This is a genomic window from Flavobacterium limnosediminis JC2902 (assembly GCF_000498535.1).
Lineage (GTDB): Bacteria > Bacteroidota > Bacteroidia > Flavobacteriales > Flavobacteriaceae > Flavobacterium > Flavobacterium limnosediminis.
The window spans coordinates 101,072-114,345 of sequence record NZ_AVGG01000003.1; the positions used below are offsets into that span (position 1 = coordinate 101,072).

Annotated in this window: 7 protein-coding genes and 1 tRNA gene; 3 read left to right on the forward strand and 5 right to left on the reverse strand. The window is 40.6% G+C overall.

The annotated features are described in order from the left end of the window. Window positions 1–328: 328 nt before the first annotated feature. A complete protein-coding gene (locus FLJC2902T_RS05050; RefSeq protein WP_023578692.1) occupies window positions 329–937 on the reverse strand; it encodes a 50S ribosomal protein L25/general stress protein Ctc in 609 nt (202 codons plus the stop codon). Between the two features lie 27 nt (window positions 938–964). Continuing rightward, a complete protein-coding gene (locus FLJC2902T_RS05055; protein WP_023578693.1) occupies window positions 965–1,906 on the reverse strand; it encodes a ribose-phosphate pyrophosphokinase in 942 nt (313 codons plus the stop codon). A 405-nt stretch (window positions 1,907–2,311) separates the two neighbouring features. Between FLJC2902T_RS05055 and FLJC2902T_RS05060 the strand changes: the two genes are divergently transcribed. Beyond that, window positions 2,312–2,391 (forward strand) — tRNA-Leu (locus tag FLJC2902T_RS05060). 47 nt (window positions 2,392–2,438) lie between these two features. Here the strand turns inward: FLJC2902T_RS05060 and FLJC2902T_RS05065 are convergent. Together FLJC2902T_RS05065 and FLJC2902T_RS05070 are read right to left on the reverse strand one after the other, a co-directional pair. Beyond that, complete coding sequence (locus FLJC2902T_RS05065; protein WP_035677321.1) at window positions 2,439–3,725, reverse strand: MgtC/SapB family protein; 1,287 nt, start codon at window positions 3,723–3,725, stop codon at window positions 2,439–2,441. A gap of 201 nt (window positions 3,726–3,926) precedes the next feature. Beyond that, window positions 3,927–5,117: a DcaP family trimeric outer membrane transporter gene (locus tag FLJC2902T_RS05070; RefSeq protein ID WP_035677460.1), complete on the reverse strand. Its 1,191-nt coding sequence runs from the start codon at window positions 5,115–5,117 to the stop codon at window positions 3,927–3,929. A 381-nt stretch (window positions 5,118–5,498) separates the two neighbouring features. Between FLJC2902T_RS05070 and FLJC2902T_RS05075 the strand changes: the two genes are divergently transcribed. Beyond that, entirely contained in the window at window positions 5,499–6,215 is a 717-nt protein-coding gene (locus FLJC2902T_RS05075) for a DUF434 domain-containing protein (RefSeq protein WP_023578698.1), read from the forward strand. A 242-nt stretch (window positions 6,216–6,457) separates the two neighbouring features. Further along, window positions 6,458–7,552, forward strand: coding sequence for a biotin synthase BioB (gene bioB / locus FLJC2902T_RS05080; protein WP_023578699.1), 1,095 nt, complete (start codon window positions 6,458–6,460; stop codon window positions 7,550–7,552). Window positions 7,553–7,694: 142 nt separating this feature from the next. Here the strand turns inward: bioB and FLJC2902T_RS05085 are convergent, their stop codons facing one another. Beyond that, a complete protein-coding gene (locus tag FLJC2902T_RS05085; RefSeq protein WP_023578701.1) occupies window positions 7,695–13,244 on the reverse strand; it encodes a T9SS sorting signal type C domain-containing protein in 5,550 nt (1,849 codons plus the stop codon). Between the last annotated feature and the right edge of the window lie 30 nt (window positions 13,245–13,274).

The window sequence follows — 13,274 nt, forward strand, 5'->3', positions numbered from 1 at the left end:
TCCTTTTCTTTCAAAGGAAAAGATTGCAACGGAAAGCGGGAATAAGGATTACCAATAAAGCCCGAGCCATTCGCTTCGAAAAAACTCCGAAAACACAAAACAAACATTCGTGCATTCGTGGCAGAAAACAATTGGTTGAGCCACGAATGCACGAATTAAAAAATTAATAAACCGCAGATTCGCAGATTTTGAACGATTTTCATCCGCGGTAAAAGCCTATATGGTTTATCCACAAAAACCACCCCGGCCTTTGGGCACCCCTCCGAAGGAGGGGAATAAAAAAAGTCCCGAAAAAATCGGGACTTTCTGATATTGAAAAGATTGAAAATTATTTTTTCTTTCCTTTTGCTCCTTTTTCTGCTTTTGCAGCTTCCTGAGCAGCTTTCATCGCAGCACGTGAGATTCTCACCTGACAAACCACAGTGTTGTCCGGGTGTAATAATCTGAAGTTGTTTGTAGGGATTTTAGTCACATACAATTTGTTACCCATTTCAAGTGGCGTAATGTCAGCCTCTACGAAGTCAGGTAAGTTAGCCGGTAAAGCTCTAACTTTAAGTTTACGTTGGTTAAGACGTAAAACACCTCCTAATAATACACCTGGAGAAGTTCCCGTAACTTTAACCGGTACTTCCATAGTGATTTCTTTGTCATCATGTAACTGATAGAAATCCATGTGTAAAATTTTGTCAGATACAGGGTGTACCTGAATGTCCTGAAGAATAGCGTTGTATGATTTTCCGCCTTCCAATTCAACCACAACAGTGTGTACGTTTGGAGTGTAAACCAAGTTTTTGAATGCTTTTTCTTCAGCTGAAAAATGTACTGGTTGATCTCCTCCGTATAACACGCAAGGAACCGCTCCAGCATTACGTACCGCTTTCGTTGAAGCCTTTCCTACGCTTTCTCTTTCTGATCCTTTAATCGTAATTGATTTCATTTGAACTATTTAAATATTAATAAAATACTACATTAAAAATTTACTGCTGATCGAATTGTTGTTTTGTACCATGTGCATTACTTCTGCAAACAATGGCGCACAACTTATCGCTCTAATCTTTTCGCTTTGTTTTTTCAAAGGAATTGAATCAGTAACTATTAACTCTTTAATTTGTGAGTTTTCAATTTTTTCATAGGCTCCGCCGGATAAAATCGCATGCGTACAAATCGCTCTCACGCTTAACGCACCTTTTTCCATCATCATGTCGGCCGCTTTCGCCAATGTTCCTCCGGTATCGATCATGTCGTCCACCAAAATCACGTTTCTTCCTCTTACATCTCCGATCAGCTCCATTGTATCGATAACGTTGGCCGCTTTTCTTTGTTTGTAACAGATAACCACATCGGATTCCAAGAACTTAGAATACGCATAGGCTCTTTTTGAACCTCCCATATCCGGTGATGCGATGGTCAAATTATCCAAATTTAAACTTTCCACATACGGCAGGAAGATGGTTGAAGCAAACAGGTGGTCTACCGGTTTTTCGAAGAAGCCCTGAATCTGATCGGCGTGTAAATCCATGGTCATGATTCGGGTCGCTCCTGCAGATTCCAATAATTTTGCTACCAACTTCGCTCCAATCGGCACTCTCGGTTTGTCTTTTCTGTCCTGACGCGCCCATCCGAAGTATGGAATTACAGCGGTGATGTGTCGGGCCGAAGCTCGCTTAGCCGCATCAATCATCAGCAAAAGCTCCATTAAATTGTCGGCGCTTGGGAATGTCGAACACACCAAAAACACACGTAATCCGCGGATTGACTCTTCAAAAGACGGTTGAAACTCCCCATCGCTATAAGTTGAGAACGTTACCTTACCCAACTCGGCACCATAGTGCTTTGCTATCTTTTCGGCAAGGTAGGTACTTTGTGAACATGCAAAAATTTTTGCTTCCGGTTCAATGTGCGACATTTTTATTCGTTGTTATTATTCCGCTACGCTCCATACGATTCGGCTTTATCGATTTTCTAAAGCCTGATGCATATAAACGCCTCGGGTGTAGTTAGTTAGTGTTGTATTGCTATAACGCGGTGCAAATTTAGAAATTAAATTCAACTCTGAAAGCAATTTTTTCAGATATTTTTCCAAGTTATATTTGATTGTTTGAATATTTTTTATTTACATTTGCACCCAGATTGAAACAATCAATTGTTCAGATGCTTTTTAAAGCCACTTAATCTGAATGCCCGGATGGACAACTTTAATTAATTTTTTATAAAAATTAGAAAGTAAACATCCAAACATAATGAAACGCCCGGATGGCACAACTTTAATTAATTTTTTCTAAAAATTAGCAAGTAAACATCCGATCCATTAGCCCGGATGGCGGAATTGGTAGACGCGCACGACTCAAACTCGTGTACTTAGGTGTGTGGGTTCGATTCCCACTCCGGGTACTAAACCTCTCAGAAATGAGAGGTTTTTTTATTTAAATCCCTGTTAGCTACAAAATAAGAAAGGCAATTACAGCCGACAAAATAATAGCGCCGTAACCGATATAAAGATATTTTCGCAAAAGCCGGCCGCCGGTCCAAATCCCGATTCCCATTTTCACCAGCGTATTACTCGAGGCAGCAACCAGGACCGCTTTTGAGGCAAGAATCACATCCAGAGAACTTCCGGTTAATTTAGAAATCGATATTGTGATAGCATCAATATCCGAAAAACCGGCTATGGCACTTGACACTAACATCCCTTCATCACCAAGATTCTCATTGGCATAACTGACAATCAGCAGAATTACCGTATACAAAAAACCAAAAACCAAGGCACCGTGAAGATCCAAAGGTTTATCCTTACGAACAACATCTTCCATCCCGTTTGCCTTACGCTGCTTAAAATAAAAATAGAGCGCACAAAGTACTGCCACACCTAACACAACGAGCATTGCCAGATACAATTCCTCAAAAAGCAATCTGTTAAAAAGGAAAGTCCACACAAAAACGCGAACAATCATCATCGCCGAAGCTGCAAAAATGGCGGTGGCACAATGAAGTGACAGGCGCTCGTTTTCCCTGCTTTTTTTGGCGAAAATCCAAGTAGTGGCGGTACTTGAAACCAGTCCACCTATTAAACCCGAAAGCAATATCCCTTTTTCGGCACCAAAAAATTTCATCAGCACATACCCCACAAATCCCAAACCGGATGTCAGGATAATAACCAGACCGATTTCATGAGGATTGATAACATTGTACGGCCCATAAGTTTCATTGGGCAAAAAAGGAAAAACCAGCAGCACAAGTACCGTAAAACGGATAAAATCATACAGCTCTTCTCCGGTTATTTTTCCGATTACAGCTTTGAGTGTTATTTTAGCGGAAAGCAGCACTACAGCGACAACCGTAATCATCAGGCTAATTTCGATAAAACCCAGAAACGTTAAACTTCCCAAGAAAAAAGCAATCAAAACGGAAGATTCAGTTGTAGCGCCGATATCACCACGCGATGCAGTTATCCAATACGATATTCCCACGATAATTATAATCGCCAGTAAGACTCCGAAATAAATCCAAGGAGAAAAAAGAAACGAGGTCATTGCCCCTATAAACCCCAACAGCACCACGAAAACGAAGGTTCTTATACCCGCAACACTCTGTACTTTTTCTTTCATTGCATTGTGTTCGCGTTCCAAACCCATCAGACAGCCAATCCCGATAGCCACAAGCAACCTGACGATAAATTCCGATTGCGTCATCCTGAAATTAAGTACATCCACAAGTATTGAATCCATCTGAAAAGCAAAAAGCGGTTTATCTTACTAATTTCGGTATTTTATCTGAATACCAACAACTTACTGCTCAGAAATTAAATATAAAATATCGAATTCCGACAGCCACTTGTTGCCGAACGAACTCCTTCGAGTGGATTTTTTGCATTATTCTCATAATTATGCTTTCAAAAAGATGCTTTTGAATTGAAGTCCATCACTGATTTACTTTTTAATCTCTTCTTTAAAGGAATACCTGAAACTAATCTGAATTTTAGTGGCCGATGATGTCCAGCCATCTTTATAATTTTCACGATTAATCCACTGAAGTTCAACACCGGATGTTACATTCGGGAACGGCTTAAATAAAAGATTCGTACTTGCATAACGGCCGTGACGGAAGGCATCCGCACTTTGCCCGTTGGAATTATCTATTTTTACGGCTGAATAACCAATGATGCTGCTGAATTTTTCATTCCACTGATGATTGAGATAGGCTGTGTAACCATAAAGCGGCAATGTTACTCCTTTGATTGGGGCATTTGCATTTCCAAAATCATTTTCGATACCGATATCCGTCGGCGCATCATTCATAAAATTCTGAATACCCTTTCCGATTACGGTCTGGCCTATAAATAAGCTTTTTTTACTTAACTTAAGATTGGTGCTCAGATTAAAACCCCATCCAACAACCTTGCCGCTAAGATCATACGCCTCATTGCCTTCGTCGACCCACTCAATTTTTCGGACAGCCCCAGCTAATTCGACATAACCCCATCGACGGGTTGCCCGAAATTCAGCAGTCAGGTCGGGCACATCAAATTTCAAGTTCACATCGCTGAGTTCAATCCTGTCGCGGTATACTCCCTGATCAGCACTTGCACCCGGACGCTCAAGCGCAAAAGCCAGCCTGTTTCGTCCATTAAGCGGAATAAAACGCAATTGGACATTTTTACAAAGCGACATCCCTGAAGGTCCCCAATATTCGACGGCATTCGGAAAACCGTCAAAATCACAAAACAAGCCCCAGTTATGGCCAACGCCAAACATTCCCATTTCCGCATAGGCATAAAGTAGGTGAAAGGTAGTTTGTCCAGCATCGACACCTACTCCAAACATGTCAAATGCAAAGCGGGTGGTCAATTCACCATAGCGGGTCTGCGTTGAACTGTTAAAACCCAACATGGATTGTCGCACACCAAAAAAAACATTCCCGTCTGTACCGTATTGATTTTTATATGCCGGCAATTGTGTTGGGCGCAATACATCAAAGTAATCGGGATTGATTTGATTAAAGTTGTAGCCCGTGTCAGTCATTATCTGTCCTGAAATTACAAAAACGGACTGATTGACCTGTTGCGCTAAAAGGTTTAGATAAATTAAACTTATGCCGAATACTAAGCAGAACTTTTTCATAAGCAAGAAGGCAATGCCTTTTGTATATTGATAGTCGAAGTCCGAATAATTATTTATCCTGTTGGGTGCAGGCAGCAAACTATACTTTACAAAATCATGAATTTATCAAAAAAACTCACCGAAAGGTAAAACTCAATTCCTTTCATTGTAATAAATTTAAGAAAAATATTTATAAAACACTGATTTTTATTAAAGTGGCTTTATCCTGAAAAACAAAACACAATTACTTATCTCTTTCACTCTTTTTTATAAAAAAATCAAATTTTAGCATTGTGATTTAAATCCTGCTTAAAAATAATTATTTAAATTGTAATTGATTGAACAATTTGAATCAGGACACATGGTTACAAATGGAATTGATTAAGAAATACACATTCCTGCATGAGCAAACAAACCAACAGAGGAAAAGAAGCCAAAGACGACATCTCGTTTGGAACCGAGGCAAGACTTACTTTCAAAGAAGCACTATCCGATTTGCACTATCTGCTCTCCAGAAATTATTCTGAGAAGAACGCTTTGCAGGCAGTAGGTACACGTTACAAGCTAACCCAAAGGCAGCTTCGTGCCATTCAAAGTATGGCTGCATCGGAAGAGCAACTGACGGTTGTAAAAAGCAAGGCAGTCACTATCGACAGATTAATGGGAGCGGATTTGGTATTTGACGGATTCAACGTACTCATTTTACTGGAAACTTTGTTTTCCAACGCCTATTTATTCAAGGGATTGGACGGCTGTTATCGCGATTTATCCAGTGTGCACGGAACATACAAAAGGGTGAGTCAAACCACACTTGCTTTGGATTGCGTTGCCAGTTTTTATAAGAGGCATAAAATCGGCAACATTATCTGGATATTCGATAAGCCGGTTTCAAACAGCGGAAGAATCAAAAAGATGATTGAGGAATTATCGCATAAAGAAAACCTGAATTGGAGCGTTATTTTGGAAAACAATGCCGATCAGGCGATAATCGACCAGCAGAAAATTACGGTTTCATCCGACGCTTACATTATCAGAAATTGTTCTCACTGGTTTAATTTCATAGGCTATTTGATTGAACAGGAAAAAATTCCTGCCACGGTTTTTAGTGTCGAATCGTAATTGCAAAATGAAATGGTTCATCTTTTTTGAATCCGGCACAAACTCTTTTTTTTACATTTTTTTTAAATGACTTTTGTGTTTTTAAAAGATCCGCATTAAGGTTTTTATCAGAAAAATAACAATCAAAAAAATGAGAAGTCTACCTCTTTGAAGTACAGATTTACATTCATGCAAATCAGGCTACAACAAAATTTTTTACTTCGTTTTGAATTACCTATTTTTGAACCCTCAAATAATGTAGCATGAGTACAACAACAAGACACAATTGGACGAAGGAAGAAATCATTGCGATATATAACAAACCTTTAATGGACTTGCTTTACGAGGCAGCTTCGATTCACAGGGTAAACCACGACCCTAATGTGGTTCAGGTTTCCACTTTATTATCGATTAAAACAGGTGGTTGCCCTGAAGATTGCGGATACTGTCCACAAGCAGCCCGTTACCATACAGATGTTGAAGGCAACGATTTAATGTCGGTTTCACAGGTTAAAGCACAGGCTTTGCGCGCCAAATCAGGAGGTTCTTCCCGCGTATGTATGGGAGCAGCCTGGAGAAACGTGAAAGACGGACCGGAATTTGACCAGGTATTGGAAATGGTGCGTACCATCAACAAACTGGATATGGAAGTATGCTGTACTTTAGGGATGTTAACCGAAAACCAGGCACACCGTTTGGCAGAAGCCGGTTTGTATGCCTACAACCACAACTTAGACACATCAGAAGAATATTATAAAGAAGTTATTTCTACCCGCGGATTTGAAGACCGTTTGCAAACTATCGAAAATGTTCGTAAAACGAATGTTACCGTATGCAGTGGCGGAATCATCGGAATGGGCGAAAGCATCGAAGACCGTGCGGGTATGTTGGTAGCTTTATCAACTTTAAACCCACAACCGGAATCCGTGCCGATTAATGCTTTAGTGGCTGTGGAAGGAACGCCGATGGAAGACGAAAAACCGGTTGAAATCTGGGAAATGATCCGTATGGTGGCTACTACACGTATCGTTATGCCGGAAACGCAGGTGCGTCTTTCTGCAGGAAGAACCCAAATGTCCAGAGAAGGACAGGCGATGTGTTTCTTTGCAGGAGCGAATTCTATTTTCGCTGGAGACAAACTGTTAACGACTCCGAATCCGGATGTAAACGAAGACATGAAAATGTTTGAGATGCTGGGGATGCAGCCGCAAAAACCATTCATCAAACTGATGCAGCCGGAAACTGTGGAAGCTGCAGATTCCAAATTCCAGGCCTTAGGCGAAAAACCGAAATGGTCCCGTCCGGAACATAAAATCGAAAGAAACCTTGAAGCACAGGCAAAAGGAAAAGAATCGTAATCCATTCTTTTAATCTAATAAAATAGTTACAATATTTATGCTTCCGGGACTTTTACCGGGAGCATTTTTTTTGCTCTTTCTACCAAATAAAAAAGCGTCAGATTTTTACATCCGACGCTTTTTTAATATTATTTTTCAACTACTAATAAACAATTTTTCGATCTAAAGTCTGACCATTATCCAAGGTCACTTTTACAATCAAGGTACTTTGTGTTTTTCTGACATTTGCCAGTGACACCGTATTGGCATCAATATTTTTCCTTTCGGCAATTCTACGCCCTAAAACATCATAAACCGCGACCTCTTTAATTCTCTCTGAAACAGAAGTTACATTAATACTTTGGTCAGTATAAATAAGAACCGAATCCGCAGTGGCTTCAAAATCCTCATTACCCAATGTGGTGTTTGTAAAACGCAACACAAAGCGATTGTTAAATTCTCCCGCCGGTGTTGAGAACACATAATTTGACACTCTTAAATCGTGAATGATATTTAGTTCCAAATCTTCGATGTAAACGTTTTGATTGCGAAGCACACCTTCTATATCACCGATTGAAATCGTATATGTTTTTTGATAGGCCGAACGGAATCCAAGCGGAACTCTGTCATTTACATCAAAGGCACTCCTACCCTGGATTTTATACGGTTTATCCGCAATCATAGAATAAAAAGCAGCATAGGTTGCCGATTTTGTATAATAGCCGTCATACCCTCTGTCTACCGCCATGGTTGCCTGTGGAAAGAAACCGATTAACTGCTGACAGTAAATCCCTTCCGGATTGGTTAAATTCAACCAGATTCTGTCTTTTTCAACAGGAACTGTGTTTGTCCGGTAAAAATTCGTGTTCGCATACGTTTTATTTCGCATCCCATTGTTGAACATAACGGAAGTGGCCGCATCAGCATCCACCTGAAACCCTTGTCCCGAAGCAATAAAACCGGACGGAGCATTACTGTTTCCGTTTCCGGACAACAGCCCGGCTCTGGTACCCGTTCCACCGGACAAGTTATAATAAGCAAAATCATCCGCACTGAAATTCCTCGCATTCGGACCCGGATTGATTGCTGCCACCTGAATATTCCCTTCGTGTGTCCAGAAATATAACGTACCTGAAATATCCGGATTTCCCGTGATAAACGCATCGGCACTGATGGCTGACGGATACGGATTCCCTACCAGATTGAAATCATCATTCACTTTGGCATTATCCAGACTTAACGCAATCGGTTGTGTAATCACTCCATTATTTACCGCTCCACTATATACAGAGCCTTGTTGAGCCGGATACGTCTGGTTGATTTTACCCATCGCCGCATACCCTCTACCGGGAGACATCACTTGGGCTTGAGGCGTAAACACCCAGGCATCACCGTTATCATCGTGAGCATCGTTATTATCATCCCTGAAAGTGGCTGTATTTAATTTGAATATGTAGTTGGTTTGCCATTGACTGAACACACTGATCGGTGCATTTACAATAGGCGACGACCAGAACGTATAATCGTATCTGTCGAACGGTGTACTCATCTTACGAACATTGGTAATTCCGTTATTGGTTACTATTCCCGAATCGCTAATCATCACCAAAGAACCTTGGTTTTGCACTTCAAGCGTTCCGTTCACCGTTAAGTCATTTTGAATTGACACGTAATCGCCGTCTTTAATATCTAACGTAAAAGTCGCGTCGATCAACAAGCTGCAACATTCGAAATCTCCGTTTATTGCCGTGTTATAATTTCCGTTGATGATGGCCAATGCCCCTGAAGTCGGGTTTCCGTTTGACCAGGCTATTCCGTTCCAGGTTGTTTGAGTTTCCGTTATTTTGACAGTATTGGAAGCGCTGTAACAAGTGGCACTATTTTCTCTAATCTGACAATAGTACTGATAATTATTTAATCCTGAATTATTTGAAACAATCAAAGTAGCAGTCGAAGTACCGGAATAAACCCCACCATCACTAAGAACCATCCATGTAGCAGCCCCAGGAGCGGCAACAAACCATTGATATGCCAATGCATTTCCTGCAGGAAAACCTTCAATTCCAGCCACCGTAAACGAAGTCTCTTTACAACTTGGGATGTAAGAAGGCTGTAAAATAACTGACGGCGGAGTAGCCGTTGAAAAATCATACAACCCAATATTAGTATAGTCTACCGCGGAATCAAAACCAGCAACGTCATTCGCATCAATAACATTCCAATCAGACTCAACAAATGTAGTCCTTGGCAAAGGGGCAGCTGTATTCAATCTTCTAAACGTATAACCTTTCCCGCCAATTCCTGTTAAAGTTGTATTTGTTGGAAATCCCCATTGATCAATGTGAACAGCTCCTTTAAACAATCTGATATTGTCGTTATCGTTTACCGCCGAGCAGCCGTCTTCAATCTGATCCGGAATAACACCGCCAGCATTTCCGGCAACCCCTTCAGAAATATTACCTCCAATTCGGAGAACATATACATCGTTATTTGCAATCGTTCCTGTTAAAGCAATATCACAAGTTGAACCTCCTCCTCCATTATTATACACTTTTATTCTATAATTACCTGCTGCTAAATTAACAGCCGCTCCTGTACCATTGTAAATTTCAACATATGTCATTGACCCCAAAGTCTCATCGGTGATTTCACTTATGAACAATTCACCAACCGGGTTTCCTCCTTCACACCCTGCAAGTGTAGTCTTAATTATATTAAATGAATTTGAAGCCGCACATCCCTGACTATTTGTGGTAGTTAAATTACCTGAAGAAGCTCCAACAGGAACAATTACAACCATTTGGGTGGCTGAAGTCAAAACAACTGTAGCCGTAATTCCATTAAATGTTGCAGTAGCCCCAGTTAAGTTGTTTAATGCTCCATTTGTTGAAGTTATCGTTACTTCTGTACCAACAGGCCCGTAAGCCGGAGTAATAGTATTGGAAACAGTACCACAAGCGCCATCACCCTGAACTCCAAAAGTATACGGATTTTCAGTCAAAGCTCCGTCATTTGTAACATCATTATTAACAATTGAAATGGTTGATGTTCTCGTTCCAACATTTGCAGGAGAAAAAGTTAACGTAAAAGTCACAAATAATCCGGGCGCTATAGCAAAGGGCGCTGCGGAATTCACAACGAACTCAGTCGGATTCGAAGAAACAACGGATGACACGTTTAACGTAGTACTTCCTAAATTGTATATTCTATATGTCTTTGCAGTTGAAGACGAACCTAAATTCGTAGTGGCAAATACCGTATCAAAACCCACACTTGGAGTACTTCCCGTTGGAATTGATGAGATCGTTGTTGTTTTTGTCACATTAATTTCCGGACCAGAATAAATAATAGTTTGAATATTCCCGGTTGCCGTTCCTGTAACTGTACCTGTTGGTGTTATAATCGCAGTTAAATTAGTAGCAGGTGATATACTTGCTCTGAATTGATTACCGCCTGTTGCTAAAACCGCAACATCGGCAACTAACAAATATTTTCTTGCAGCAATTAAACTTGTCTGACCTGATATCGTAAAATTCATCGAAGCTGCCAAAGCAATTCCAGTACCCGAAACAGAACTTTCCCCACCATTTATTGCACCGTTACCATCTGCATCATAAAATATCCTAAAATTAGACAAATCAGAGGCTGTTGCTGTTAATGTTTTAGTGATCGTAACTGAAGTAAAATCATAACTCGAAACACAAGAATTTGGCGTCACATCAAAACCAAATAAAACTACATTATTAGTATTTGCCGAAATATTGCCCGCTGTGGGACTTCCTGCATTTGTTAATGTGAGACTTCCCACAGAAACAACTCTTGCAGTAAAAGTACTGGTTGAAGCAGCAGGATTAAAAGCCAAAACACGAAGATAATACGTTACTCCAGAGGTCAACGTTTGTGTAATTGTTTCTGTAACTGTTGAACCGTCAGAATTGTACAAAAAAGTAGTCGAAGCCGGACATGATCCTAAAAACAATTCGATATCAATGTCACCGGTAAATCCAGTTACCGTAATTGTGTGTGTTCCTGTACAGACAGGCGTAAAAGTATACCAAACATCTTTTTCAGTAAAAGGAGCTACAAAAATAGAACCGGTCATGTTTCCTGAAGTCGCCACCGCATTTACCGTCAGTCCTGTAGCACTGGCGCATAAATCATTTACTGGTGGAGGTGCCACAACGTTTCCGCTACAAGTAACCGTTTTACTTACAGCATTTGTAGCCGTTGCAGTGATTGTTTCCGAATTATAAGTTGCAACAGCCAATCCTGCTTTTAACCGAACATAAATTGTGGTATTGTTTACTACTCCTCCCGATTGCATTAAGGTGATTGAACTTCCAAAACCTGCTCCAGAAGTCGTTGAAATTTCATAATCCGTTGGCGGAGTCAGCAAAATATCTGAAGACAGATTAACTCCACTTGCCGTAAAAGTCTGCTCTGTAGAAGGCCCTGATCCAAAAACATAGGTAAACCCCGTAAGTGCAGTAGGCGTTAATGTAATTGTAGGCGTAGTAACGGTTCCGCTGCAAGCCACCGTTTTACTTATAGCTCCCGTTGCACTTGCAGTTACATTTTCAAGATTATAATTACCCGAAGCAAGCCCTGCTTTCAACCTGACATAAATAATGGTTGCAGTTACAGTTCCCGCCACTTGTGTGAGCGATACTGAACTTCCAAAACCGGCACCCGATACAGTGGATATTTCATAATTCGCAGGCGCGGTAAGGGTAATATTACTTGTCAGATTTATACCACTTGCCATAAAAGGCTGCTCAGCAGACGGGCCGGTCCCAAGAATATAAGCGAACCCGGCTAATGCAGTAGGCGCAAGAGTGATTACCGGAACTGGATTAGTTACCGAACCACTGCAAGTAACTATTTTATTGGTTGCACTTGCCGAACTTGCCGTAATAGCCTCTCCGTTATAGGTATTTACAGCCAGACCTGCTTTTAACCGGACATAAATTGTCGTATTGTTTACCACCCCTCCTGATTGCGTCAATGTAATTGAACTTCCGAAACCCGCACCAGACGTTGTTGAAATTTCATAATCGATTGGAGGTGTAATCGTAATATCTCCGGTGCTATTGTTTACCAAATTTGAACCACTCGCCGTAAAAGTTTGTTCTGCTGAAGGACCTGAACCCACAACATAATTAAATCCGGATAAAGTAGTTGGAGATAAAGTGATTGTTGGGGACGCTAATGTTCCTTTTATAATCAAATCATCAATTCTAAGATTTCTAAAAGACGAATTATTTGCAGCTATCTTAATCTTTATTGACGCATTATTATCAAAAGAAGCTCCCAAAGAAATATCTCCCGTATTAACAAATGTTGTTGTTAAACTTTGAGAAAGAATTGTTGCTCCATAACCAGATCCAGAATCACCCGTTAAAACCCAACTTCCAGGGGTCGCAGCATTTGAGGTTCTGCCAGCCCAACTTACAGTAACGCCAGTATATCCAGTTGTTGCAATTGTTACTTCCAAAAAAGCCCCGTTGGCATTTGCCCCGGTACCGGTACTTAAAGCAACTCCAATAACACCAGCGTTATATGTAGGTGCTATTGAAAAAGTTAAATTTGGAGAACCAATCGAGCCAGCTTCAACTGTTAGGTTATTTTCAAACTTATAATTTGCCAAAGTGGTTTGCCCCCAACCCAAAGTCACAAACAACAAAAAAGCCAACAACAGTAATTTTAATTTCATAAGATTTGAGGTAAAATTTTAAACAATTCC